The organism is Pantoea cypripedii (assembly GCF_011395035.1).
GTDB classification, from domain to species: Bacteria; Pseudomonadota; Gammaproteobacteria; order Enterobacterales; family Enterobacteriaceae; genus Pantoea; species Pantoea cypripedii_A.
The window spans coordinates 4093695-4119421 of the sequence record NZ_CP024768.1; the positions used below are offsets into that span (position 1 = coordinate 4093695).

A 25727-nucleotide genomic window follows, 5' to 3' on the forward strand; every position below is an offset into this window, starting at 1 on the left:
GATATCCGGAGAGATTTTCTCCGGCTGTGTGAGTCTTGCCCGTGAGGCGTTCTGAAGAGAGGAGAGGTCAGCGGGGTCAAATCGGCTGAGCCACTTATAGCCGGTTTTCCGGCTGATACGGTGCAGACGGCAAAGTTCAGAAACGGAATGAGTGCCTGCAAGGCAGGCACGGATAAATTCAAGGCGTTGCATGATAACAGTCTCAGTCCAGGGCATAGTGAGTCTCCTCTGCTATGCCGTTTATAACTGTTACCCATGTGCCCGGTCTAAAGTGTTACCTATGTGCCCGGTTTGTACCTGAATGCCGACCCTACGACTGTAGGGTGCGCATTCATGCGCACCTGGAAACCGGGATAACTTAACAGGCGATACGGTGACGCAGTCGCCCGATTTTTTCGATCTCCACTTCGATCTCATCACCGGGGAACATAAACAGCGGTGGCGTGCGCTTTTTGCCAACGCCACCCGGGGAACCGGTGATGATCACATCCCCTGCCGCCAGCGGGCTGAACGCCGAAATGTATTCAATGATCTTCGCCACCGGATGCACCATGCTGGCGGTGGTGTCGTTCTGCACTTCACGCTGATTCAGCCAGGTTTTGATCGCCAGCTGCTGCGGATCAGGGATCTCGTCAGCGGTGGTCATCCACGGACCGAAGCCACCGGTCTGCGGCCAGTTTTTACCGGCGGTAAACCAGGTGAACTGCATGTCACGTACCGTCGCATCCATAAAGCAGCTGTAACCCGCCACATGCGCCAGCGCCTGGCTGGCCTGCACCTGGTACGTCGGCTTGCCGATGATCACCGCCAGCTCGCCTTCGTAGTCAAACTCCTGGGTGGTGACGGGTTTCAGCAGCGGCTGTTGGTGCGCCGCCAGTGAATCGGCAAAACGTACAAACAACGTCGGCGCTTCCAGGGTTGCGGCAAATTCCTGGCGTTTGTCGGCGTAGTTCATCCCGACGCAGAACACCTTGCCTGGATTCTCGATCACCGGCAGGAAACCAATAGCGCTGAAGGGATAATCGGCTGGCAGCTCGCCATAGGCCGTGAGGTCGCTAAGCGCACCGCGTTGCAGCAGGGTTTTCAGGTCGGGACACTCGGCACCGAGGCGTTTACCGAGATCCACCACACCGTTTTCCTGCACGATGCCATAACTTTTTGTTGCCTGGTCAATAAGATAAAAACTGCAAAGCTGCATGACTGCCTCGTTGGAATAAAAAAATCGCGCGCAGATTACCAAAAGCCGCACAGGAAAGCGGTACGACCTGCGCGCGATGTGGCTTTAATTTTGCGTACTCGCCAGATAAGAGAAGGCGCTGAGCAGGCTAATCAGCGTAGCCATCTTCTCTGCGCGATAGCCGACCGTCACCGCATCAATCCGCGTGACGCCGGGGATCAGGCTAAACAGATCGGCCAGCACCGGCTTGCTTGCCTGGAGCTGCATCTCATACGGGGCGCTCAGGCGTGTGGTTTCGACCTGACGCGCACGTTGTACTGCGGCCATGGCGGCAGCGCGGATGGCGTTCTGTGCCGCCTGCGGGCTGATCGACTCGGCGCAGGTATGGGAGATGGCGCGTTTGACACAGACGTAATCGACCGATGGATAATGCTGCGCCATCCAGCCCTGCAGTTGGTCGTCACCGCTCACCAGCCACAGCGGCGTACCCTGCTCGGCCGCCGCCGCCGCATAGATATCGCTCTCGCCCATCACTTTGCCGTTGATATGAATACGCCAGAATGCACGGCCATTGATGGTGTGCGCCAGCACGCCCGGCTCTCCCGCCGCGCTGTGATAACCGATAAAAAACAGGCCATCGAACGGTTGCTGTTCCAGCCCTTCCACCATCGACAATCCACGCGGTTTGCCTTGCACCAGCCGGGCGCGGGGATCGATGTTTTCCGCGCGCAGATTGGTCATTTGCGCATGGCTATCGGCAACCACCACTTCCGTTGCGCCACCGGCGAAAGCGCCGTCGATGGCGGCGTTCACTTCCTGCTCCATCAACCCACGCGCCAGCTGATGTTCCGCATGGCCCGGTGAACATTGTTCCGGGCGCATCACGCCCGCGATGCCTTCGATGTCGGCAGAGATAAAGATTTTCATAGGATGAGGTTTGTTCCGTTATCAAAAAACGCGCGATAAATCGCGCCGCTACAGTACGTGCGCTCTTTTGTAGCGGCGCGATTTATCGCGCAATGGTCATGTTAAGCGAGCTTATCCAGCACATCCGTCAACGCCGGGCGATGATGGCCGCGAAAACCGGTCACTGCTTCAGCGCTTAACAGCGCATCCAGCACCGCGTGTTCGGTGGCATCTGCGGCGGCGGCGAGCAGCGGTTCCAGCGCGGCATCTTCCGGTGGCTGCGGTTGCGGCTGGGTAGAGAACGCCAGCGCGATATCGCCGGAGCCGTGCCCCCAGTAGCTGCCAAGCCGTCCCAGACCGGCACCGGCACGCTTCGCCACGCGCTTTAACTGGCGCGCATCCAGCGGCGCATCTGTCGCCATGATGATGATGATTGACCCCGCATCCCGCTGTGGCGTTAGTTCCGGTAGCAGCGGCGCAATCATTTCGCCGAGCCGCACGCCGTCCAGCGTTAACGCGGTCAGCGCGCCGAAGTTCGCCAGCACCAGCACCCCGAGCGTGGCGTTGAGCGTCGGTATCAGACGCGACGCGGTGCCAATCCCGCCTTTCAGGCTGAAGCAGCTCATGCCGCGCCCGGCACCGACGCTGCCACGGGCAAAATCCGCCTGCGCCGCATTCAACGCCTGCTGCGCCATCGCTTCCGTCACTGCCAGCGCCTGGATGTCGTTCAGCCAGCCGTCGTTGCACTCCAGCGCCACGGGATTGACCGTGGGCAGGCTGCGGCCCAGCTCCGGGTTACGGCTGATGGCATCGCGCACCAGCGCGGTAAACAACGTCCCGACAGCCAGGGTGTTACTGAGCAGGATCGGCGTCTGCAACACGCCCAGCTCCTCCACCTGCACCAGTCCCACCGGTTTGGCAAAACCGTTAAATACCGCCGCCGCACAGGGCAGCGGTTGCTGAAACAGGTTATCGCCCGGCGGCACAATCGCCGTGACGCCAGTCTGGATCTCCCCGGCGTCCAGCGTGGAGTGACCGACGCGCACGCCAGGGACATCACTGATACGATTGGCTGGCCCGCAGGCGCTGCGTGGCTGGCCGAGCTGACGCTCATCACGCCAGCGTTGCAGCAGCAGGTCGCGCTGCATCTGTTGAAAATCCATGCTTAACTCTTCAGTTTGGGGTCCAGCGTATCGCGCAGAGCATCGCCCAGCAGGTTGAACGCCAGCACCGTGATAAAAATGGCCAGACCGGGGAACACGCTGACGTGCCACATGCCTGCCATCATCATGTTGCGGCTCATCGCGAGAATGTTGCCCCACTCCGGGACATCCGGCTCCGGGCCAAGACCGATAAAACTCAGTCCGGCTGCGGTGAGAATACTGGTGCCGATGCGCATGGTGAAGTAGACAATCACGTTCGACAGCGTACCCGGCAGAATATGGCGCAGCAGGATCACCCGATCCGGTGCACCCGCACAACGCACCGCCTCCACATAGGCAGCCTGCTTCAGCGACAATGTTGAAGCACGCACGATACGGGCAAACACCGGCACGCTGAACACCGCCACGGCGATGATCACGTTATTCAGGCCAGGGCCAAGAATCGCCACCACCGCAATCGCCAGCAGCATACCGGGGAAGGCAAACAACACGTCAGAACCGCGCATAATCAGCATGTCGATCCAGCGGCCATAGTAGCCCGCCAGCAGACCAAGCAGCACGCCCACCACCATGCCGAGCGTCACCGACAATACGCCAACGTATAACGAGATACGCGCGCCATAGATAATACGGCTGAGCAGGTCACGGCCCAGATCGTCGGTACCCATCCAGTGCGCCGCTGACGGCGGTGACGACAGCGCCATCCAGTCCGGTGCCATCGGGTCCCACGGTGCCAGCCACGGGGCGAAAATCGCCACCAGCACCAGCAGCAGCACAAAGCCGCCTGAGACCAGCGCCAGCGGGTTGCGCACAAAGGCGTGCAGGAAATCGCGCCACGGCGAACGGATGGTCTCCTGCGTGTTGGCAGGCAGAGATTGCAGACTCATCATGGCTCCTGTCGCAGGCGAATCGCCGGGTTAACGACCGCATAGAGCAGGTCTACCAGCAGGTTAATCACAATAAATTCAAACACGAACAGCATTACCAGCGCCTGAATCACCGGCTGATCCTGGGCTTTGATCGATTCGATCAATAGCCAGCCAAGACCCGGCCAGTTGAAGACGCTTTCCACCACGATCGATCCCCCCAGCAGAAAACCGAACTGCAAACCCAGCATGGTGATCACCGGGATCAGCGCATTACGCATCACGTGTTTCCAGGTGACCAGACGGTTACGCAGCCCTTTCGCTTTGGCGGTGCGCACATAATCTTCCTGCGCCACTTCAAGAAAGGCCGAGCGGGTAAAACGCGCCATCACTGCCGCCACCGAGGAACCGAGCGTGATGGCAGGCAGGATGATATCGGCAGGTTTGTTGAAACCACTGACTGAGAACAGACCAAAAGGCATGGCGACGAACTGGATCAGCAGCAGACCCAGCCAGAAAGTCGGCATCGAGATGCCACCCACCGCGACGCTCATCAGCGTCCAGTCCTGCCATTTGCCGCGTTTCAGTGCCGCCAGCACGCCGAGAAACAGGCCAAGAATCACCGACCAGGCAAAGCCCGCCAGTGCCAGCCACATGGTCGGCATAAATCCTTGTTTAATCACCTCCAGCACCGGTTGCTGCGTGCGATAGGTCACGCCAAGATCGCCACGGAACAGGCCACCGAGCCAGTGCAGATATTGTTGCGGCAGCGGATCGTTCAGACCGAGGTGCTGACGCGCCGCTTCCACCGCTGCCAGCGGTGCATCCGGTCCGGCATAGATACGCGCCGGGTCGCCCGGTAGCAGTTTGATGAAGCCGAATACCAGCAGCGAGACCACCAGCAGTACCGGGATCATCTCCAGCAGACGACGAATAATGTATGCGAACATGCGATTCCTTCAGGTGTAGCGGCGCAATAAATTGCCGAGGGTAAAAAACGCGCGATAAATCGCGCCGCTACGGGTTGTGCTTATTTGAATGCAGCCTGGGTATACAGGAAGTTGCCATCCGGCAGCATCGAAACGCCGGTCAGGTTGCTGCGCTTACCGACCAGGTTATCCGGCGTACCAAGGAAGGCGACGGGCGCATCTTTCCACAGCAGTTTCTGCGCTTCGGCATAGGCCACGCCGCGTTTGGCCGGGTCGGCGGTTGCCAGACCACCGGCAATCGCTTTATCCACCGCCGGGTTGCTGTAGTAGGACACGTTGTACGAGGTCGGCACCCAGGACTCGGTGGCATACAGTGGACGCAACGCCCAGTCAGCATCGCCGGTTGAGGTTGACCAGCCACCGTAGTAGAGGTCGAACTCGGCCTGCTTCGGATCCTTCACGCCCCACAATTTGGCGTTTCGCGTGCCGGAGTCCATCGGCGTGACGGTAACGCGGATACCCACCGTCGCCAGCTGCGCTTTCAGGAACTGCGCCGCACGCACGCTGGCGGTGGCATTGGTGGTCCACAGCTTCAGGTCCAGACCGTTCGGATAACCGGCCGCCTTCAGCAACGCTTTGGCTTCGTCCGGCGCATAGCGATAGTTCGGATCGCTTTGCTTTTGATAGAACTGCACTCCTTCCGGGATGGCCGAGGTGGCCGGTTTGCCCATACCGGCGAAGGCGACTTTCAGCCACAGGTTGCGGTCGATGGCATAGTTGATCGCCTGACGCACGCGCAGATCCGCCAGCGGCTTATGCTGGGTGTTGATCGCCATGTAGTAGAGATAAATGCTCGGATCGCGCTGGATCGCCAGCTTGCTGTCATTCTGTACGGTGCTGATCAGATCGGACGGCAGAGGCCAGATCGCATCCGCCTGGCCCGACTTGAGCGCCGCAACGCGAGTCGCATCTTCCGGGCTGGGCGAGAAGGTCACGTTGTCTACTTTCGGCCAGCCTTTTTGCCAGTAGCCAGCGTATTTGGTCAGGGTGACGGCTTTACCTGGCTGCCAGTCGACAAATTTAAACGGACCGGTGCCGACCGGATGCAGACGCAGCTGCGCTTCATCCGGGTACTGTTTCAGAATTGCCGGGCTCCACATCACTGCCGACGGGTGTGCCAGGGTGTTGATAAAGGCACCAAAGGATTGGTTCAGCTCGACTTTGACCTGATCCGGTGCCAGAACCGTGACTTTCTGGATCATCTTATACAGGCTGTTGCGTTTCAGACCTTTGGTCTGATCGGCGAGGCGATCCAGGTTGGCTTTCACCGCTTCGGCATCGAACGGCGTGCCGTCCTGGAAGGTGACACCTTTACGCAGCGTCAGGGTGAATTCGGTGGCACTGTCGTTGCTGGTGTAGCTGGTTGCCAGCCAGGGTTGCAGCTTCATCTGCGCATCAAACTGGAACAGACGTTCAAAGATACCGCTCTGCACCGAATAGCTGACGTTGTCAGAGGTATCGTGCGGGTCAAGGCCGGTGATATCGGCATACATCGAAATATGCAGATCCTGCGCCTGTGCGGCAGCCGCCAGGGAGAGGGTAAGTCCGAGTGCGAGCGACGTGCGACGGAAAAACGGGTGCATAAAATCTCCTGGTATTGGGGTTAGCGCGAAACAATGCCGTCAGCGACCCAGTGCTGCGGCGCAACCTGGCGATAACGGGGTTTAATGACCGTTTCTCCCACCTTGCGTAACGGCGAAGGGATCTCGCTATCATCGAAGGTGCGTAGTGGACGGTTCTGTGGGTCAGCCACTGGCACCGAGGCCAGCAACCGTTGGGTATAGGGGTGCTGCGGGTCATTGAACACCGACTGACGTGGCCCCAGCTCGACAATCTGTCCGAGGTACATCACCGCCACGCGGTTGGCGATGCGTTCGACCACAGCCATATCGTGCGAAATAAAAATCCACGACACGCCGGTTTGTTGTTGCAGATCCATCATCAGGTTCACCACCTGCGCCTGGATCGACACATCCAGCGCCGACACCGCTTCGTCGGCGATAATCACTTTCGGTTTCAGCGCCATCGCGCGGGCAATGGCGATACGCTGACGCTGGCCGCCGGAAAACTCATGCGGGTAACGGCGCGCATGTTCCGGCAACAGGCCAACGCTTTTCAGCAGTTCTTCCACCTGCGGCGTCGCCTCCTCCAGCGACTTCACCACCCCATGCAGCAGCAATGGCTCCGCAATGGTGAAGCCCACGGTCAGACGCGGGTTAAGCGAGGCGTAGGGGTCCTGAAACACCATCTGGATTTCACGGCGCAGCGGCTGGAACTGGGCTTCTTTCAGGTTGGCGATTTCATTGCCCTGAAAATGGATGCTGTCGGCGTCGCTGTGAATTAAACGCATCAGCGCCCGGCCGGTGGTGGATTTGCCACAGCCGCTCTCACCGACGATCGCCAGGGTTTCTCCCGGCCACAGGGTGAAATCGATTTGCTCCACCGCGTGTACCTGATGAGTCAGCGCCGAGAAAATGCCGCTGCGAATCGGGTAATAGACTTTCAGGCCGCGTACATCGAGCAACGGTTTATCGTCATAACGCGCGGTGCGCTGTTCGGCGTTATCGGTCGGTTGCGCGCCGAGCAGCGGAAAACGCTGCGGCCATGCGTGTTCACGCATATCACCGAGTCTGGGCACCGCAGCCAGCAAGGCTTTGGTATAAGGATGCTGCGGCGCGTTGAAGATTTCCGCCACCGTTCCCTGTTCCACCACGTCGCCGCGATACATCACCACCACGCGATCGGCCACTTCCGCCACCACCCCCATGTCGTGGGTGATAAACAGCACCGCCATTTCTTTGGCGCGTTGCAGATCGCGCAGGATGTGCAGAATACGAGCCTGCACCGTCACGTCGAGCGCGGTAGTGGGTTCATCAGCAATCAGCAACTGCGGATCGCAGGCCAGCGCCTGGGCAATCATCACGCGCTGACGCATCCCACCCGATAGCGAATGCGGGTAGCTTTTCATCACGCGATCGACATCGGCAATGCGCACCTGGCGCAGCAGTTCACGGGCGCGCGCGTCAGCCTCGGCTTTGCCGCAAATATGCTGATCACGCAGTGCTTCGGTGAGCTGATCGCCGACGCGTAACACCGGATTCAGCGAGGTCATCGGCTCCTGAAAAATCATCGACATCTCGCGGCCACGCAACGCGCGGCGCTGGTTTTCGTTGAGTTTTTCCAGCTGATGCAGCTGACCTTTGCGGTCACGAAACTGGATGGAGCCGCGATCAATACGGCCCGAGGCCGCCAGCAGCCCCATCACCGCCAGCGAGGTCACCGATTTGCCCGATCCGCTTTCGCCGACCACCGCCACGATTTCCCCTTTATGAATCGAAAAATTGATGCCTTTCAGCGCCTGGCTGACGCCGCTACGGCCACGAAAGCTGACGCTGAGATCCGAAATAGCGAGGACCGGCGCCGTCGCGGAACCGGCAACGCTGGCGGCGTTGTGCATAAGTAAAGTGTCCGTCATCGTTGCTCCGCGTGCGGGTTATAGCCAGATTCGGCCCTGGGAATAGGAGAGGAACGGCGAGCTATCGGCAGCCAGCCAGATCGGGCCATCGAGATCGATATGCTCAGCGGCAATCGCCACCGGCAGCGCCGCTTCCATCGCCAGCGAAGACCCCAGCATGCAGCCCACCATCAGACGCATATCCAGTTTCTGCGCTTCTTCCACCATCGCCAGTGCCTCGGTTAATCCGCCGCATTTATCCAGCTTGATGTTGATCATCTCGTAACGATTACGCAGCTGCGCAATGTCTTCCCGCGTGTGGCAACTCTCGTCGGCGCACACCGGAATCGGATGGGTGAAACGTTGTAAATCCTGATCCTGACCCGCCGGTAACGGTTGCTCGACCATCGCGATATTGAAGGGCAGCAGCGCGTTGAGCAGGCTGTGCAAATCCACACCGGACCAGGCTTCGTTGGCATCAATAATCAGCGTGGCATGGGGTGCCGCCGCCCGGATGGCGGCCACTTTTTCGAGGATGTCTTCACGGTTCAGTTTGATTTTCAGCAGGATAGCGCCGCGTGATACCGCATCTTCCGCCGCGGCGGCCATGTTGGCGACCGAATCAAGGCTGAGGGTTTCGGCGGTGATCACCGAAATCGGCTGCTCCTGCTGCGTCAGATGCCAGAAGGATTGCTTCGCCAGCGCCGCATCAAGCCGCCACAGCGCGCAGTCCAGCGCATTACGCGCTGAACCGGCATGCAGGCGGGTTTGCAGATCGACACGGCTGAGGCCCGCTTCAATGTCGGCGCGCAACGCTTCCAGTTCAGCGTTAACGCTTTCCGGCGTTTCGTCGTAGCGCGGCGTGGGGGTGCATTCGCCGCGACCAATAAAGCCGTTCTGCTCCAGAGTCACGCGGATGACCGTCACTGCGGTGCGCGTGCCACGCGATATGGCAAACGGACGCGCCAGCGGCAGCTCCAGCACTTCAATCTGCATACGCCGCATCTTAGCCACGCTCCTTCAGTAACGCGGCGATATCAGCGATACCAAAGCGCACCGGGTCGGTGGCCGGTACGCCAAATTCGGCGCTGACTTCGGCGCAGTAAGCACGCGCTTCTTCTTCGCTGTAATTTGAGGTGTTGATGGCAAAACCTGCCAGCTGTACCGAATCGCTGGTGACGGCAGCCGCGCGGAAGTTAGCGTCCACGCAATCTTTCAGGCTCACCATCGGCTGATGCGGCAGATGACGCATATGCGGGCGGCCCATTTCGTGGCACATCACCAGCCAGTGCGGCTGCGCACCGTGGATCAGGCCCATCGACACACCGGCATAGGACGGGTGGAACAGCGACCCCTGGCCTTCAACGATATCCCAGTGGTCATCTTCGTTAGCCGGAGCCAGGGCTTCCACCGCACCGGCGATAAAGTCGGCGATGACGGCATCGATGGCGATACCGGCACCGGCAACCAGGATACCGGTCTGACCGGTGGCGCGGAAATCGGCCTTCATACCGATATCACGCATCGCCGCTTCCAGCGCCAGCGAGGTGTACATCTTGCCGACGGAGCAGTCGGTGCCGACAGTAAGTACACGCTTACCGCTGCGCTTCTTGCCGCTGCCGACATCCAGTTTCGGACGCATATGACGGATATCGAACAACTCGACGCCATATTCCTGCGCCAGTGCCACCAGTTCCGGCTCATCCACCAGACGATGGTGCAGGCCGCTGGCCACATTCATACCGGCTTTGATGGCGCTACACACGGTTTCCAGCCAGTGCTGCGGCAGATAACCACCGGCGTTGGCGGTACCGAGCACCAGGGTTTTCGCCCCGCGCGCTTTGGCGGTGGCAATGTCGAGTTCTTCCAGACCAAGGCTAACGCTACAGCCCGGCAGTTTGATTTCGCCCACGCACTGCTCCGGACGCCAGACATGGATGCCGCGCGCGGTTTTTGCTGCCAGTGGATCGGTAACGTCGCCAAGAAACAATAAATAAGGTTGAGGGATCAGCATGATGTTCTCGTGTCAGACAGGTGAATAGGACCTGAGCTGACTATTTCATGCAGCGGGAAGGAGTGACGAATGCTTGTTTAGTTATAGGGTATAACCTGAGGCTATAGTCAGATCAAAATCTGATGACAGCAGCGGCAAAGTGGCGATTTCAGGGGAAAAATGAGGAGATAACGGGCGGGAGAGATAAGAAAATCATTGATAATCACCGGTCGATCCCTGACCGCGATTATCGAGGGTTGCGTGCGGGGTACTTAGTTTAAAGCACCCGGCGGTACGTGTTTGTAAGTTTCAACATAAGCACGAAACACGTATTTGAAGAACCGTTTCATAAAGCACCTGATTAAAAATAAGTTGAGAAATACTAAAAAAAGTATAGCCCCAGCTTGTTTTCTAAGCAAGAAACTTTGAAGTAGATCACAAAAACGAAGGTTTTAAGCAACTGCACAATCCGCTAATGACTAAAACCTTAACTGAACCAACCCATATGTTCCACCAGAATGGTGCAACCGATACAAATTAGGACAACGCCCCCCAACACTTCCGCCCATTTGCCCATCACCGGACCGATAAAGCGGCCAACCAGCACGCCTGTGGTCGCCATGATGGTGGTGGCAGCGCCGATGGTAAGGGCAGTCAGCACGATATTGACCTGTAAAAATGCCAGGCCAACACCCACCGCCAGCGCATCAAGGCTGGTCGCCACCGCGGTTAACGCCAGCACCATAAAACCGTGACGCTGTGGTGGTTCGCAAGGTTCACCGGCGGTCTGGCTGAAGCCAGCCATCATCATACGACCACCGAGTAACGTCAGCAGGCCGAATGCCAGCCAGTGGTCCCAGGCCATCACATAACGGCTGGCCGCCAGGCCAATTGCCCAACCAATCAGCGGGGTGAGCATTTCAATCACACCGAAAATCAGACCGGTGCGCAGCGCCTCTTTGAAATCCGGGCGATGCAGGGATGCGCCTTTGCCAAGTGCTGCGGCGAAGGCGTCCATCGACATACCAAAGGCCAGAATCAGGGTTGCGATAAATGTCATGATTTTTCAGTCAACGCAGACCAAAAGGCGAGAAAGCCTGAGGTTTGTCTGCATTTATTGTTCAGTAATGAAAAAGTGCGCGCAGTCTACCACGCAAAATCACCAAAAAAAAGACAGTAAAATCATGGATTTAAGTATAGCAAAGGCTATAACTCTTAACTCTCGCTAAAAATGTCGCTAAGTGAATGGAATAGAAGAAAATTATTGGGCTGACAACCCCGGGGATTGCACCCCGCCGGGCTTTGTGCGCTAATGCCCGCGCGATTTGCTGTGGAATTTTGCGATGAAAAATCCGTTAGAAACCCTGATTATCCCTGGCGGTATTCTGCTGCTGGGCTTTCTCTCTGCGCTGCTGCTGCCCGCACCGGCATTTAGCCTTGCGATGGCAAAGAGCCTGCAAACCCGGTTCCATTTGCAGGATCTTAATCAGCTTTACACCATTGTGTTTTGCCTGTGGTTTCTGCTGCTGGGCGCGGTTGAGTTTTTCGTTATTCGCTTCGTCTGGCGTCGCTGGTTCAGGCAGTAACCCCGGCCCATTGCGCCACTACCCCATCCAGATCGCGGTAGGCCTGGGCTAAACCGGCTTCACGGGCGGCCTGATCGGCAAACGCCAGCGGCTCCGCGTTAACAAATTGCGGAGCCTGGATGCCGATAAAGCCAAAGGCGGCGCGCAGCGCTGGCGTTAAGGCATCCATCCCTGCATAGGGTGAACCCGGTTGCAGGCTGGCTCCGCGCGTGGTGATAAACAGCGCTTTCTGGCGCGTGAGATTGCCAATCACATTTTGTTGTTCATCAAAGTGATAAGTCAGATTGGTGCGGATGATGGCATCAATATAGGCTTTAAACGCGGATGGCATACTCCAGTTGTACATCGGCATGGCGAACAATAAGGCATCGGCATTGAGCAGTTGCTCGCATAAGCGGTCCGAATCCGCCAGCACGGCCTTCATCCGTGGCGTGCGCTGGTCTTCTGGTGTGTAGGTCGCCTGGGCAAACTCCCCCGTGACATGACTCACCGGATGCTGCTCCAGATCGAGATAATCCACCTGCATCTCAGGCGAGTGCGCCTGCAAACGCTCGACAAAATAACGGCTCAGTGCGCGAGAGTTGGATTTGGCCCCTTTCGGGCTCACATCAACATGTAACAATTTCATGGCTAAGGTTCCTCATTGATGGCAATGAGGCGTACCTTAATCCTCACGATGGACCAGAAAAAGGCACAAGAATGCGCTTTTTTATTGGTCCATTCGCCGCTGATGGGCATCCACCAGCCATTTCAGTCGTTCGGCGCAGCGCGCAAACCCTTCACGCGGTAGCTGGGTGACCCCCAGCAGGAAACCGTATTGCCGCCCGGATTCGCGTTGATACCAGATCGATAACGGCGCAGGTGCCAGGCCGTAGGCCAGTGCCTCACGCGCGATTTGCTGGTCTGGCGTGCCTGCCGCTAAGCGGATAATCACCGCCAGCCCGGCGCGCTGCACATCAGGAAAATGCGGACGTAACGCGGCGACAATCCCCTCCAGCCTCTCATGGTAGACCCGCTTCATTCGGCGTAAATGGCGCAGGAAATGTCCCTCACGCAGAAATTCCGCCACCGCGTCATGCAGCAGCGCTGACGAGGCCGGAGCCAGCAAAGCGCTGGTATCGGCAAAACGCACGGCCAACGCTGGCGGCACCACCACAAAACCAAGACGCAGGCTGGGGCTGAGGGTTTTACTGAAGGTGCCGACGTGGATCACCCGCCCTTCGCTATCGATCGCCGCCAGCGCCGGAGCGGCACGGCTGCCCAGCTGCAACTCCCCCAGATAATCATCTTCAATAATCCAGCGTTGCTGGCTGCTGGCCCAGGCCAGTAATGCCTGACGGCGCGGCAGCGAGAGCGTAACGCCAAGGGGAGCCTGCTGCCCTGCCGTGACCAGCGCAAAGGCGGCATCAGGTGCGCGTGCCATGCCCTCTGTCACCTGCAACCCCTCGTCATCGACGGGAATACCCACCGGCGTCACATGCATCTGCTGCAACGCGGCGCGCGCCAGCATAAAGCCAGGTTCTTCCATCCATGCCTGCTGGCCGTGCAAGCCGAGCGCCAGCGCGATCAACCCAAGCGCGCCCGCATAGCCGTTGGTGATAAGGATCTGGCTCGCCTGGCATTGAATACCGCGCGCCACCGCCAGATAGCCCACCAGTGCCTGCCGCAGCGCCAGGCTGCCGCGCGGATCGGGATAGCCACGCGACTGACTGGCCTGTTGTCGCGCCTGACGTTGCAGGACGCGCGTCCAGACCTTAGCAGGGAAGGCGTCGCTGGCGGGCACGCCCATCTGGAAAGTGAGTGGCGGGGTGTCAAAGTCATAGATCATATCCAGCAGTGGCGATCCCGCTGCCGTTATTGGTGCACGCGGCGGCTGGGTCAGCGCTGCCGCTGCAACGAAGGTTCCCGCCGCCCCTTTCGCCACCAGCAGCTGGCTATCGACCAGCATGTCATAGGCACGACGCACCGTGCCACGCGCCACACCCAGCTGCGCCGCCAAATCGCGGCAGGAAGGCAATCGGGTCCCTGCCGTCAGTTGCCCGTCGGCAATCGCGCTGCTGATGACCTGCCGCAGCTGTTCACTTAAACCACGCGTATCCGCGCGATCCAGCGTCAGCGCCAATGGGCCACTGTTTTTGTCATTTTTTGGCACTTTTGCTGCTCCATAAGGCGATGAACAATGCACCTGCCAACCATAACTGATTGAGGTAAGGAAAATGAGCCAGCGTATCGATTTTTACAGTGCCGCCCCTGGGGCAATGAAAGCCTTAGGTGGCGTTTATAGTTACCTGTCGCAGACTGACCTGTCGCACAGCCTGCTGGAACTGGTTTTTCTGCGGGTTTCACAGATCAACGGTTGTGCCTACTGCATCGACATGCATACCCAGGCGCTGCATAAAGCAGACATGCCGTGGCATAAAATTGTGTTAACCCAGGTATGGCATGAGTCAGGCGCGTTGTTTGATGCGCGTGAGCAGGCGGCTCTGGCATGGGCAGAGAGTCTGACGCTGATTTCCAGCCGGGGCGCGCCGGATGCGCTGTTTGCCCAGGTTCAGGCGGTATTTAGCGATAAGGAAATTGTTGATCTCAACGTAGCGATCGGCCTGATGAACACCTATAACCGGCTGGCGATCAGTCTGAAAAAGTTGCCCGACAGTGCACCGCGTGATTGAAAAATCTTCTGACGGGCGCGTCACTGCGCGCCCAGATTTGCTACCACACAAATGTAACATTATTTTTACACAATACGGCGAAATATTGCGCAACATAAAAACCGCATAAAAAATCAAATTTTGTTAAATTCATAATTTTCAATTAGTTAATGTTAACTATTTTGTGTTAGCCACTTTCTGATCTGTACAACCCACTCACAATGTCGCAACATTACCCTTCTCGTAACCACCTGATTAGGGGATAAAAATCCCTTATGACAAGCGGGTTGAACTGATTAATTCTTATGCTGAATCATTTCTGCATTTAAAAAATAAACAAACGTTTAATTCCGATACGAGAATGTTATATTCGAATGACTATGCATAACGTGCAGTTAACCGTTAGCACCCCCACGACTTAACCTGAGTCTTAACCTTTGAGAAACAGTACGACGCGCTCGAAAGAAGCGTGACTGTTTCGCCTGCGAACCTGTTGAACTTCAGGTCAACAGAGAGAGGAGATGTCGCCTCATGAGCAAAACTGCGGTAAATCTGGCGCTGGCAGTAAGCGCCGCTGGCATGGATAGCGCTAACCTTCAGGAACGAAAAGACGTCGATGTGCTGTTGATTGGCGCTGGCGTAATGAGTGCTACCTTAGGCACCTGGTTGCAGGATCTGGAGCCGGACTGGTCAATTGAGATGGTCGAACGCCTGACGACGGTGGCGGAAGAGTCTTCCAATGGCTGGAACAATGCCGGTACCGGCCATGCTGCGCTGGCGGAGCTGAACTATACGCCGCAAAAGGCGGATGGCAGCATCGATATTGCTAAAGCGGTGGCGATCAACGAATCGTTCCAGATTTCCCGCCAGTTCTGGGCGTATCACGTGCAGAAAGGCAACCTGCGCAATCCGAAAAGCTTTATCCACAGTACGCCGCACATGAGTTTCGTCTGGGGCGATGATAACGTTGAATTTTTGCGCAAACGTTTCCACGCGTTGCAGAAAAGCACCCTGTTCCGGGGTATGGAATACTCGGAAGAGCGCGAACAGATTTCTCAGTGGATCCCGCTGGTAATGAATGGCCGCGACAAAAAGCAGAAAGTGGCCGCCACCTGGACCGAAATGGGCACTGACGTTAACTTCGGTGAAGTCACGCGTCAGCTGATTGCCTCGCTGGAGAAGAAAGCCAATTTCCGCCTGCGCATGCAGCAGGAAGTGCGTGATATCAAGCGTCTGAGCGATGGCCGCTGGCAGGTTAGCCTGTTCAATCTGGCCAGCGGTGAAAGCCGTCTGCTCACTGCACGTCAGCTGTTTATCGGCGCGGGCGGTGCCGCCCTGCCGCTGTTGCAGAAATCCGGCATCCCTGAAGTGAAAGGCTACGCCGGTTTCCCGGTGGGGGGTTCTTTCCTGGTGACGGAAAACCCGGAGGTGGTGCAGCAGCATATGGCGAAGGTGTATGGCAAAGCCTCCGTCGGTGCGCCGCCGATGTCGGTGCCGCACGTCGATACCCGCGTGCTGGATGGCAAGCAGGTGCTGCTGTTTGGCCCGTTTGCCACCTTCTCCACCAAGTTCCTCAAACAAGGCTCGCTGCTGGATATGTTCGGCGCGATGAACGGCAGCAACCTGATGCCGATGATGCAGGTTGGCCTGAAAAACTTCGACCTGGTGAAATATCTGGTTGATCAGGTTCTGCAAAGCGACAGCGACCGTATGGAAGCTCTGCGTGCCTATGTGCCGCAGGCGAAGCAGGAAGACTGGCGTCTGGTGACGGCAGGCCAGCGCGTGCAGATCATCAAAAATGATGAGAAAGACGGCGGTGTGTTGCGCCTTGGCACCGAAGTGGTCACGTCTGAGGATGGTACGATTTCTGCACTGCTGGGTGCCTCACCGGGGGCATCAACGGCAGCTCCCATTATGCTGGAGCTGATGGCCAAAGCCTTCCCGGAGCAGATGCGTTCGCCTGAGTGGCAGACCAAAATCCGCGCAGTGCTGCCATCATGGGGTCGCAAGCTGAATGGTGATGTAGCGCTGACGGAGAAAGTGCTGGCTGACACCAGCCGCGTGCTGCAACTTGATTATGCGCCGGTGACGCCGATGGCGGCGAACGATGAAGGGCGCGAGACGGCGCACGTCGTGGGGAAATAAGATCGTCCAGCGGTTTTGCTCCGCAGGGGTTCCGGCCGCCATACATAAGGCAGTTTCAGCACTGCCGTGCAGGCGGACGGGCTAAGGCCCGATGGCGCGGGCCTTAGCAATCCGCGCCCTGCGGCGTCCTCGCGCAGCGCTTCGCGCTGTTCCCTCGCTTATCTCTCAGGCCTGACGGACCACGCGGATTCGCCATCCATGGCTCATGCCGCGCTCTCGCCGCATCCATGCGGCTCGTCCTGGCCTTCCCTCTGCGCTCGGCGCTGCGCATGCCGCCAACACCACCGCCTGCAAGCCCGTGCTATCTGAATTGCGCGATAAATCGCGCCGCTACAACAGCGTGCAGTTATTTGTAGCGGCGCGATTTATCGCGCAAAAAGCCGCAAAATGGCGAACGAAATCACACCGAAGCAAGCGAGATCGCGTCGTACAACATCCAACCCGTGGTTGCGACCAACGACAACGCCATCAAACTATTAAACGCCTGGCGCTTCCACGCCACCTGCAAATGGCTACGCAGCTGATCCCCCAGTGCCGCCCAAATCAGAATGCAAGGCAGGTTAAGCAGGGCGAAGCCTAGCACCACCGCCATCACTCCGTTGCTGTTGGCGTACATCAGCGCCACGTTGGTCGCCATCAGCCAGGCTTTCGGGTTCACCGCCTGAAAACAGGCACCCGCCAGAATGGTCATCGGACGTGCGCTTTCCCGCATTTCCGGTGCACCTGCACGAAACAGCTTCCACGACAGCCACAGCAGATAACCACAACCCACCAGCGTCAACGGCAGACGCACCGCGCTCATCCAGTTCAGCAACACTTCCAGCGCCATTCCCGCCAGCACCACCTGCACCGCACACCCCAGCAAAATGCCGAACACCATCGGCAGGGTGCGTTTCAGGCCAAAATTGACCCCGGAGGTAGCGAGCAGCAGGTTATTCGGACCCGGTGTGATCGACATAACCGTGACATAACTGAAGAAAGAGGGATCGAGCATGATGCAGTTCCTGATTGGTCAACATGGCTTCATGCTAATCGTGAAGGAACAATGGAAACAGAGACACAAAATGACTATTGTTATGGTTACAGTTTGCCAGAAATTAAATTGTACCCATCGTGTCTGGAGGCTTTTGTGTCCCTTCCTCTTTCAACCGGTCAGACGCTGTATCAGCAGCTGGCCGATAGCTTTGCCGAGTCAATCCATCAGGGCACCCTCAAGCCCGGTAAACGCTTACCTGCGATTCGCCGGGTGGCGCAATCACATCAGGTCAGTATCAATACCGTGCTGAATGCCTGGCAAATCCTGGAAGATCGCGGCCTGATTGAAGCACGCCCACAGTCCGGGTATTACGTGCGCACCGTATTGCCTGCGGTGACGCGTCCGGTGCAGAAAATGCGGGCGAAAGAGGATGATCCCAGCGCACAAAAGCTGGCACTGATTGAGCAGGTGTTTGCCGCGCAGAATAACCCGGATTACACCAACATCTCGCTGGCGTGCCCCCAGGATAGCGAACTGTTCCCCGCCGCCCGGCTGAGTCGTATTACCGCTTCGATGTTGCGGCGCGATCCGGACCTTATCGGGCGCTACGTGCTTCCGCCCGGTAGTAAGCGCTTACGGGAGGAGATTGCCCGCCGCAGCCTGCATGTTGGTATCAATCTGACGGTAGATGACATCACCCTCACCCACGGCTGTATGGAAGCGCTGCAACTGGCGTTGCGGGCAGTCACCAAACCTGGCGACTGCGTCGGGCTGGAATCGCCCACCTACTTCTTCCTCTTCCCGCTGCTGGCCTCGCTGGGCCTGAAGGCGCTGGAAATCCCTACCGACCCGCAGCAGGGATTGTCTCTGGACGCACTGGAGATGCTGCTACAGGAACAACGCATTCAGGCGCTGATCGCCATGCCAGGGGCACAGAATCCGCTGGGCTACGTGATGCCGCTGCCAAATAAGAAGCGTCTGGCGAAGTTGGTAAACACTTACCATCTTCCGCTGATCGAAGATGGCTTGTACGATGAATTGCAGTTTGACTGGCCGTTATCACCGCCGGTTAAGGCGTTCGACAGCGATGGCTGGGTGATTTATTGCACCAGTTTTACCAAAACCGTGGCACCGGATTTTCGTGTGGGATGGACGGCTGCCGGGCGTTTTCACGAGAAAATTGCCCGTCTGAAGGCGGTGTCGTCGATGTCGGAATCGCGTCTGCTGAGCGAGGTGTTAGCGGAATTTCTTGCCAGTGGCGGTTACGATCACCATCTGCGCACGCTGCGTCGCCGTTATGCTGCCAATCTGGATGCGGCGCGCGGCATTATCGCCCGACATTTTCCCCAGGGGACCCGCGCGACCCTGCCGCGCGGTGGTTTTGTATTTTGGGTTGAGTTGCCGGGCAAAGTCGATACCGTGGAGATGTTTCAGCGGCTGTTGCAGGAGCAAATTTGTCTCACGCCGGGTGCGCTTTATTCGCTGAGCGAACGCTACACCCATGCGCTGCGCCTCTCCTGCTGCTACCCATTCGACGCGCGTTATACCTGGGCGCTGGAGCGTACCGGCGCGCTGGCCTGTGAATTAAGCGGCCTGCCGCCGGGTCAGGATCAGGGTGTGCCGTTACGGCCCCAGGTGGTGTAGCCTTCGCGCTCGGTGAGACGTTCGTAATAGGTGCGCACCGCCGGTAAATCGGCATGTTCGAGCGGGGTTTCGAACCAGCGGTTCACCGCCAGACCGATCGGAATATCCGCCAGCGTGAAGTTGCGCCCTGCGACGTAGCGCCCGGTTTTTTCCAGCTGCTGGTTGAGAATGCCCATTGTATGGTTCCAGCCCTTGCAGGCAGCTGCCAGCAGGCGTTCATCCTGATGTGCCGGTGAATTCCGCACCAGTGACATAAACGCGTAGCGCCATGAGGTGTTAAGTTCAGTAGCCTGCCAGTCCGTCCATTGATCGATCGGGGCACGAGCGCGCGGGTTTTCCGGATAAAGCCACTCGCCGCCGTAGCTGGTCGCGAGATAACGCAGGATGGCATTGGATTCCCACAGGACAAAATCGTCTTCGATAATCACCGGGATCATGGCATTGGGATTGAGCGCCATAAATTCAGGCGAGTGCAACGATTTGTTTTCATCACCCCAGACTTCATGCTCGTAAGGAATATCCAGCTCTGCACACAGCCACAAAACTTTGCGCACATTAATTGATGATGTGCGGCCAAGAATTTTTAACATAGCGAACTCCGGTTGCATAATTGTTAATCTATTCATAGCCCTATTGATTACCTTTAGCAATCAGCATCATGTAAATCCGGATTTCAGACAACCTCAACGAGGAAGGAGTGACAATGAAGGTCGCGTTTAAACAAGTGGATGTCTTTACCTCATCAGCCTTTCGCGGTAACCCGCTGGCGGTGATCATGGACGCGCAGGGATTAAGTGATACGCAGCTGGCTGCCATTGCGCGCTGGACCAATTTGTCAGAAACCACCTTTGTGTTACCGCCCGAAGACGCGGCGGCGGATTATCGCGTGCGTATTTTTACCCCTGGCGGCGAGTTGCCGTTTGCCGGGCACCCCACTCTTGGCACGGCCCATGCGCTGCTGGAGGCGGGCTGGCCGCTGAAAACACCGGGTAAAATCGTGCAGGAATGCGGTGTCGGGCTGGTTGACGTTAACATCGGCGCTGATGGTGCTCTGGCGTTTGCCGCTCCGGCTGCTACCCTCACCTCCTTCGAGGATGCCCTGATCGGCAGCGCCATCAATAGCGATGCGCTGGATACGGCACAGTCACCGACGGTGGTGGATATGGGGATTCGCTGGCTGTTGCTGCCGATGACCAGCGCCCAGGCGGTGCGGGAGATTCAGGTCAATGCCAGCGATCTGCAACGCCTGCAAAAACATGCCAAAGTGAATGGCATTGCCCCGTTCGGTCCATTGCCACAGGGAGAAGGCGAGCAGTATGAAATCCGCGCCCTGTTTATTGAGAACGGTATTCTGGTGGAAGATCCGGTAACCGGCAGCGCCAACGCCTGTCTGGCGCGCTATTTTGCCGCCCAGGGGCACACCGCTGACTATCGCGCCCGCCAGGGTAGCGTGATTCAGCGTGACGGACGTATTCAGGTACGTTTCACATCAGAAGCCATCTGGATTGGCGGGCAGACGGTGACGGTCATCGCAGGCACCATCGAACTCTGAGGCGCGATAAATCGCGCCGCTACGACACATGCACGTATCTGTAGCGGCGCAATTTATTGCGCCGGTTTGGGTTACAGCGCCTGGCCACCTGAGGCTTCGATACGCTGGGCGGTGATCCAGCCGGTTTCATCGCTCAGAATCGCACTGACGGCATCACCGATATCATCCGGCAATCCCACGCGTCCCAGCGCGGTGAGCGAGGCGATAGTGTCGTTGATCTCTTTCGTGTCGCGCACGCGGCCACCACCGAAATCAGTCTCAATCGCTCCCGGAGCCAGAATGTTAACGCGGATACCACGGTCGCCCAGTTCTTTCGCCTGGTAGCGCGTCAGCACCTCCATCGCCCCTTTCATTGAGGCATAGGTGCCGGAACCCGGATAGGTGATACGCGTCAGGCCACTGGAGATATTCAGAATGCGGCCACCATCGACAATCAGCGGCAATAGCTTCTGCGTCAGGAAGTACGGGCCTTTAAAATGCACGTTAACCAGTGCATCGAACTCATCTTCGGTGGTCTCGCTGAACAACTTATAATGACCGTGACCGGCGTTGTTCACTAAATAATCAAAGTTGTCACGCTGCCACAGCTTTTGCAGCGTCTCTTTAACCTGGTCTTTGAACCCCTCAAACTGGCGGGTGTCACCGACATCCAGCAACAGCGCGGCGGCACGCGCACCCAGCGCTTCAATTTCCTTCACCACCGCCTGCGCTTCTTCCTGATGGCTACGGTAGGTGAAAATAATATCCGTGCCTTTCGCCGCCAGTTTTAGTGCCGCATTCTTGCCTAAACCGCGATTGCCACCGGTAATCAACGCAATTTTGTGACTCATGATTCGCTCCTGTTGCAAAATTGAACTCGTTTAAAGGATATTCTCTGAAGTCTGATCTATAAACTCGTTGTAATGCGCTGCACTGTTTCACTAACAACAACAATCGGTGAACAACATGGATAAAATTCACGCAATGCAGGTTTTTGTGCGGGTGGCAGAAATGGGCAGTTTTACCCGCGCAGCAGAAAGTCTCGGTTTGCCGAAAGGCAGCGTATCGCGTCAGTTGCAGGCGCTGGAAAATCAAATGGGTACACGGCTGCTGCATCGCACTACGCGCCGTGTCCACCTCACTCAGGATGGGCTGGTTTATTACGATCGCTGCCTCGATTTGCTGTCGATGCTGGATGATATGGATAGCCTGTTTCAGCATGACCCGGCGACACTCAGCGGCAAACTCCGCGTCGATATGTCGGTTGCCATGGCAACCGGTTTTATCCTGCCGCGCCTGCCCGAGTTTTTGCAGCACTACCCTGGTATCGAGATTGAGCTTAGCAGCAGCGATCGTCAGGTGGATGTGATCCGTGAGGGATTTGACTGCGTCATCCGCGTCGGTGAACTGAAAGATTCCGGTCTGATTGCCCGTAAAATCGGAACCCATGCCTTGATTAACTGCGCCAGCCCCGATTACCTTTCCCGTTTCGGCATGCCGGTGCGGCTGGAAGATCTGTCGCAACACGCCATGGTGCATTACACCCAGCAGCTGGGCCAGCCATCGCCGGGTTTTGAATATTTTGATGGTAAACAAAGCCATTTCATTCAGACCGGCGGCGTGGTGACGGTGAACAGCACCGAAACCTATCGTGCCGCCTGTATCGCCGGACTGGGTATTATTCAGGTTCCGGCCATTGGTGTGCAGCCGTTGCTGGAGTCCGGGCAACTGGTGGAGGTGCTGCATCACTTTGCGGCCAAACCGATGCCGATCTCCCTGCTCTATCCCCACCGACGCAATGTGGCACGACGCGTCAGGGTGTTTATGGAGTGGCTGAGCCAGGTTCTGCAGGAGTACGTGACCTGACGGACTATAATGTAAATTTCGCAGTGAACAGGATGATGAACGTCTATGACAGACAAAGATAATCAGGAACAGGCGGCTGGACCCAAGCCGCTGATCGATCTCAAAACCGGTAATCAGCACGTGGACCGCTCGATTGTACGTGTCTCGCGGTTCGCGACCTGGTTTCAGGCCATCCCGGCGGTGGCGCATTTTCTGCGCGCGCTGGAGCGATTCAACGATCGCCTCGGCAGCCAGTTCGGTGCCGCCATTACCTATTTTTCGTTTCTCTCATTGATACCGATTTTGATGGTCTCCTTTGCGGCGGTGGGCTTTGTGCTGGCGTCGAATCAGGATTTACTCACGGAGTTGATCAACAAAATCGTTAACAGTATCAGCGATCCCAATCTGGCCAATACCCTGAAAAGCACCGTAAACACGGCGATTCAGCAACGCGCCACCGTCGGCCTGACCGGGTTGTTATTGGCGCTGTATTCCGGGATTAACTGGATGGGAAATCTGCGTGAGGCGATTCGCGCCCAGTCCCGCGATGTGTGGGAGCGTAAACCGGATGATCAGGAGAAATTCTGGAAGAGATACATCCGCGACTTTATCTCGCTCACCGGCCTGATGCTGGCGCTGGTGATCACCCTGTCGCTGACGTCGATTGCCGGTGCCGCCCAGGCGGCAATTGTGCAGGCGCTGGGGCTGGATCATATTGACTGGCTGCGTCCGGCGATGACCATCATTGCTCTCAGCATCTCCATCTTTGCCAACTATCTGCTGTTTCTGTGGATTTTCTGGATACTGCCGCGCCACAAGCCACGCAAAAAAGCGTTGTTCCGTGGCACGTTGCTGGCAGCCATTGGCTTTGAGGTGATTAAGTTTGTCATGACAATTACCCTGCCGAAGCTGGCGACATCACCGTCTGGTGCGGCTTTCGGTTCGGTATTGGGTCTGATGGCCTTTTTCTACTTCTTTGCGCGTTTGACGCTGTTCTGCGCAGCCTGGATCGCCACCGCCAAATACAAAGACGATAAAGAAATGCCGCAGCCCCACCAGCAACATTAAGCTGCCGCAGTTCGTTACATTTGCCGCAACAGCAAAAAATGTTTCCCGCAGACTGTTTTTGCGGCAAAAGACAGCAGGAATCGCTAAAGGGTCACTTTTATTTGGCCCTTTTGCAGAGATTCCCGCCAAAAAATTGGCTGTAACCCTTTCCATTCGCCGCCGATGGCGTGAACTCAGAAATTATCCTCTTTTTCGCCGAAAAAGCCTGTTATGACGCGGGTTTTCGCCATTGAATGACGCAATACAGGTGCGTAAGATTCTTTGTTTCTATTTACAATTAAGAAACAGTTATGCAAGCCTCCATCACCGAATCAATCGACAAAAAACAAGACGACACGCCGGTCAATTCCCGCGGCAAAGTGGTCGTTGCGTCTCTTGTCGGCACCGCCATCGAATTTTTCGATTTTTATATTTACGCCACTGCGGCGGTTATTGTTTTTCCTCATATTTTCTTCCCGCAGGGCGATGCGACCGTCGCAACGCTGCAGTCACTGGCAACCTTCGCCATCGCTTTTGTGGCGCGTCCGATTGGTTCTGCCGTGTTTGGCCACTTTGGTGACCGCGTGGGCCGTAAAGCCACCCTGGTCGCCTCACTGCTGACCATGGGGGTGTCTACCGTGGTGATCGGCCTGTTGCCGGGCTATCAGACCATTGGCGTGGCTGCACCGCTGCTGCTGGCGCTGGCGCGTTTTGGTCAGGGTCTGGGCCTGGGTGGTGAGTGGGGTGGCGCTGCGCTGCTGGCGACCGAAAATGCCCCGGCAAAAAAACGTGCGCTTTACGGTTCATTCCCGCAGCTTGGCGCGCCGATTGGCTTCTTCTTCGCTAACGGTACCTTCCTGCTGCTCTCCTGGCTGCTGACTGACGAACAATTCATGCAGTGGGGCTGGCGTGTGCCGTTTATTCTCTCTGCGGTGCTGGTGATTATTGGCCTGTATGTGCGTGTCTCGCTGAACGAAAGCCCGGTGTTTGCCAAAGTGAAGAAAGAGAAAAAACAGGTACGTGTGCCGATTGGCACGCTGCTGAGCAAGCATCTGCTGGCAACCATCCTCGGCACCTTTATCATGCTCGCCACTTATACGCTGTTCTATATCATGACCGTGTATTCCATGAGCTACGGCACCGCACCTGCGCCGGTTGGCCTGGGTTATTCTCGTAATAGCTTCCTGTGGATGCTGATGGTGGCGGTGATTGGTTTTGGTGTGATGGTGCCGATTGCTGGTCTGCTGGCTGACCGCTTTGGTCGTCGCAAAACCATGATCACCATTACCCTGATGATTATCGCCTTTGCCTTTATGTTCCCGACGCTGCTGGGTTCTGGTTCTCAGGTGCTGGTGATGGGCTTTCTGTTGCTCGGCCTGAGCATTATGGGCCTGACATTTGGCCCGATGGGTGCGCTGCTGCCGGAACTGTTCCCAACCGAAGTGCGTTATACCGGTGCTTCCTTCTCGTATAACCTGTCGTCGATTCTGGGTGCCTCCGTTGCGCCTTATATCGCCACCTGGCTGAACGCCAACTATGGTTTGCAGGCGGTCGGTTTCTATCTGGCTTCGATGGCGGCATTGACGCTGATTGCGCTGATTGCCTGTAAAGAGACCAGCCATCAGACGCTGTATGAAGCGGTTTGATGCCGCTGATGTGGTAAACATGAAACCCGGCGCTGGCCGGGTTTTTTATTGCCCGTAGCGGCGCGATTTATCGCGCCGTTACAGATGATGAGATATAAAAAAACCCCG

General features: G+C 57.2%; 24 protein-coding genes. 8 read left to right on the forward strand and 16 right to left on the reverse strand.

The window, feature by feature from the left end:
* The 11 genes from CUN67_RS19150 to mntP all read right to left on the reverse strand — a co-directional run.
* Window positions 1-216 (reverse strand): helix-turn-helix domain-containing protein (locus tag CUN67_RS19150; RefSeq protein ID WP_208717134.1); only part of this gene is annotated, 216 nt, incomplete at its 3' end.
* Between the two features lie 142 nt (window positions 217-358).
* Window positions 359-1198, reverse strand: a complete 840-nt coding sequence (locus CUN67_RS19155) for a fumarylacetoacetate hydrolase family protein (RefSeq protein WP_208716849.1) — start codon at window positions 1196-1198, stop codon at window positions 359-361.
* An 84-nt stretch (window positions 1199-1282) separates the two neighbouring features.
* The gene (locus CUN67_RS19160) at window positions 1283-2104 is read right to left on the reverse strand and encodes a M55 family metallopeptidase (protein WP_208716850.1); all 822 of its coding nucleotides are present in this window, start codon (window positions 2102-2104) and stop codon (window positions 1283-1285) included.
* Window positions 2105-2205: 101 nt separating this feature from the next.
* The gene (locus CUN67_RS19165) at window positions 2206-3246 is read right to left on the reverse strand and encodes a DmpA family aminopeptidase (RefSeq protein WP_208716851.1); all 1041 of its coding nucleotides are present in this window, start codon (window positions 3244-3246) and stop codon (window positions 2206-2208) included.
* Between the two features lie 2 nt (window positions 3247-3248).
* A complete protein-coding gene (locus CUN67_RS19170; RefSeq protein ID WP_208717274.1) occupies window positions 3249-4133 on the reverse strand; it encodes an ABC transporter permease subunit in 885 nt (294 codons plus the stop codon).
* Complete coding sequence (locus tag CUN67_RS19175) at window positions 4133-5062, reverse strand: ABC transporter permease (RefSeq protein ID WP_208716852.1); 930 nt, start codon at window positions 5060-5062, stop codon at window positions 4133-4135. The genes CUN67_RS19170 and CUN67_RS19175 overlap by 1 nt, the downstream gene beginning before the upstream one ends.
* An 80-nt stretch (window positions 5063-5142) precedes the next feature.
* Window positions 5143-6684, reverse strand: a complete 1542-nt coding sequence (locus CUN67_RS19180; protein ID WP_208716853.1) for a glutathione ABC transporter substrate-binding protein — start codon at window positions 6682-6684, stop codon at window positions 5143-5145.
* A gap of 20 nt (window positions 6685-6704) precedes the next feature.
* On the reverse strand, window positions 6705-8576 hold the full coding sequence (locus CUN67_RS19185; RefSeq protein ID WP_208716854.1) for an ABC transporter ATP-binding protein: 1872 nt from the start codon (window positions 8574-8576) through the stop codon (window positions 6705-6707).
* An 18-nt stretch (window positions 8577-8594) separates the two neighbouring features.
* Window positions 8595-9560: an N-acetyl-D-Glu racemase DgcA gene (gene dgcA, locus CUN67_RS19190; protein ID WP_208716855.1), complete on the reverse strand. Its 966-nt coding sequence runs from the start codon at window positions 9558-9560 to the stop codon at window positions 8595-8597.
* A 1-nt stretch (window position 9561) separates the two neighbouring features.
* The gene (gene dgcN, locus CUN67_RS19195) at window positions 9562-10569 is read right to left on the reverse strand and encodes an N-acetyltransferase DgcN (protein ID WP_208716856.1); all 1008 of its coding nucleotides are present in this window, start codon (window positions 10567-10569) and stop codon (window positions 9562-9564) included.
* Between the two features lie 466 nt (window positions 10570-11035).
* Entirely contained in the window at window positions 11036-11608 is a 573-nt protein-coding gene (gene mntP, locus CUN67_RS19200; RefSeq protein WP_084877771.1) for a manganese efflux pump MntP, read from the reverse strand.
* A gap of 283 nt (window positions 11609-11891) precedes the next feature.
* Between mntP and CUN67_RS19205 the strand changes: the two genes are divergently transcribed.
* A complete protein-coding gene (locus tag CUN67_RS19205; protein ID WP_208716857.1) occupies window positions 11892-12134 on the forward strand; it encodes a DUF1158 domain-containing protein in 243 nt (80 codons plus the stop codon).
* Here the strand turns inward: CUN67_RS19205 and CUN67_RS19210 are convergent.
* Both CUN67_RS19210 and CUN67_RS19215 read right to left on the reverse strand, forming a co-directional pair.
* Complete coding sequence (locus CUN67_RS19210; RefSeq protein ID WP_208716858.1) at window positions 12124-12762, reverse strand: FMN-dependent NADH-azoreductase; 639 nt, start codon at window positions 12760-12762, stop codon at window positions 12124-12126. The two genes, CUN67_RS19205 and CUN67_RS19210, sit on opposite strands and share 11 nt — an antisense overlap.
* 81 nt (window positions 12763-12843) lie before the next feature.
* Window positions 12844-14286: a PLP-dependent aminotransferase family protein gene (locus CUN67_RS19215; RefSeq protein WP_208716859.1), complete on the reverse strand. Its 1443-nt coding sequence runs from the start codon at window positions 14284-14286 to the stop codon at window positions 12844-12846.
* 64 nt (window positions 14287-14350) lie between these two features.
* On the opposite strand from CUN67_RS19215, the gene CUN67_RS19220 reads away from it, so the two are divergent.
* Window positions 14351-14806: a carboxymuconolactone decarboxylase family protein gene (locus CUN67_RS19220; RefSeq protein ID WP_208716860.1), complete on the forward strand. Its 456-nt coding sequence runs from the start codon at window positions 14351-14353 to the stop codon at window positions 14804-14806.
* A 510-nt stretch (window positions 14807-15316) separates the two neighbouring features.
* On the forward strand, window positions 15317-16930 hold the full coding sequence (gene mqo / locus CUN67_RS19225; protein ID WP_208716861.1) for a malate dehydrogenase (quinone): 1614 nt from the start codon (window positions 15317-15319) through the stop codon (window positions 16928-16930).
* Window positions 16931-17330: 400 nt separating this feature from the next.
* On the opposite strand, the gene CUN67_RS19230 is transcribed toward mqo, so the two are convergent.
* Window positions 17331-17924 carry a LysE family translocator gene (locus CUN67_RS19230; protein ID WP_208716862.1) on the reverse strand — a complete coding sequence of 198 codons (594 nt, stop codon included), beginning with the start codon at window positions 17922-17924 and terminating at the stop codon, window positions 17331-17333.
* Window positions 17925-18059: 135 nt separating this feature from the next.
* On the opposite strand from CUN67_RS19230, the gene CUN67_RS19235 reads away from it, so the two are divergent.
* Window positions 18060-19550, forward strand: a complete 1491-nt coding sequence (locus CUN67_RS19235; protein WP_208716863.1) for a PLP-dependent aminotransferase family protein — start codon at window positions 18060-18062, stop codon at window positions 19548-19550.
* Here the strand turns inward: CUN67_RS19235 and CUN67_RS19240 are convergent.
* On the reverse strand, window positions 19517-20140 hold the full coding sequence (locus CUN67_RS19240) for a glutathione S-transferase family protein (RefSeq protein ID WP_208716864.1): 624 nt from the start codon (window positions 20138-20140) through the stop codon (window positions 19517-19519). The two genes, CUN67_RS19235 and CUN67_RS19240, sit on opposite strands and share 34 nt — an antisense overlap.
* A 113-nt stretch (window positions 20141-20253) precedes the next feature.
* Here CUN67_RS19240 and CUN67_RS19245 point away from each other — a divergent pair, with 113 nt between their 5' ends.
* Window positions 20254-21102 carry a PhzF family phenazine biosynthesis protein gene (locus CUN67_RS19245; RefSeq protein WP_208716865.1) on the forward strand — a complete coding sequence of 283 codons (849 nt, stop codon included), beginning with the start codon at window positions 20254-20256 and terminating at the stop codon, window positions 21100-21102.
* Between the two features lie 71 nt (window positions 21103-21173).
* Here CUN67_RS19245 and CUN67_RS19250 read toward each other — a convergent pair whose 3' ends face one another.
* A complete protein-coding gene (locus CUN67_RS19250) occupies window positions 21174-21932 on the reverse strand; it encodes an SDR family NAD(P)-dependent oxidoreductase (protein WP_208716866.1) in 759 nt (252 codons plus the stop codon).
* A gap of 115 nt (window positions 21933-22047) precedes the next feature.
* Here CUN67_RS19250 and CUN67_RS19255 point away from each other — a divergent pair, with 115 nt between their 5' ends.
* The 3 genes from CUN67_RS19255 to CUN67_RS19265 all read left to right on the forward strand — a co-directional run bounded on the left by CUN67_RS19255 (window position 22048) and on the right by CUN67_RS19265 (window position 25619).
* On the forward strand, window positions 22048-22947 hold the full coding sequence (locus tag CUN67_RS19255) for a LysR family transcriptional regulator (RefSeq protein ID WP_208716867.1): 900 nt from the start codon (window positions 22048-22050) through the stop codon (window positions 22945-22947).
* Between the two features lie 45 nt (window positions 22948-22992).
* Entirely contained in the window at window positions 22993-23994 is a 1002-nt protein-coding gene (gene yhjD / locus CUN67_RS19260) for an inner membrane protein YhjD (protein ID WP_208716868.1), read from the forward strand.
* A gap of 290 nt (window positions 23995-24284) precedes the next feature.
* Entirely contained in the window at window positions 24285-25619 is a 1335-nt protein-coding gene (locus CUN67_RS19265) for an MFS transporter (protein ID WP_208716869.1), read from the forward strand.
* The last annotated feature ends 108 nt before the right edge of the window (window positions 25620-25727 follow it).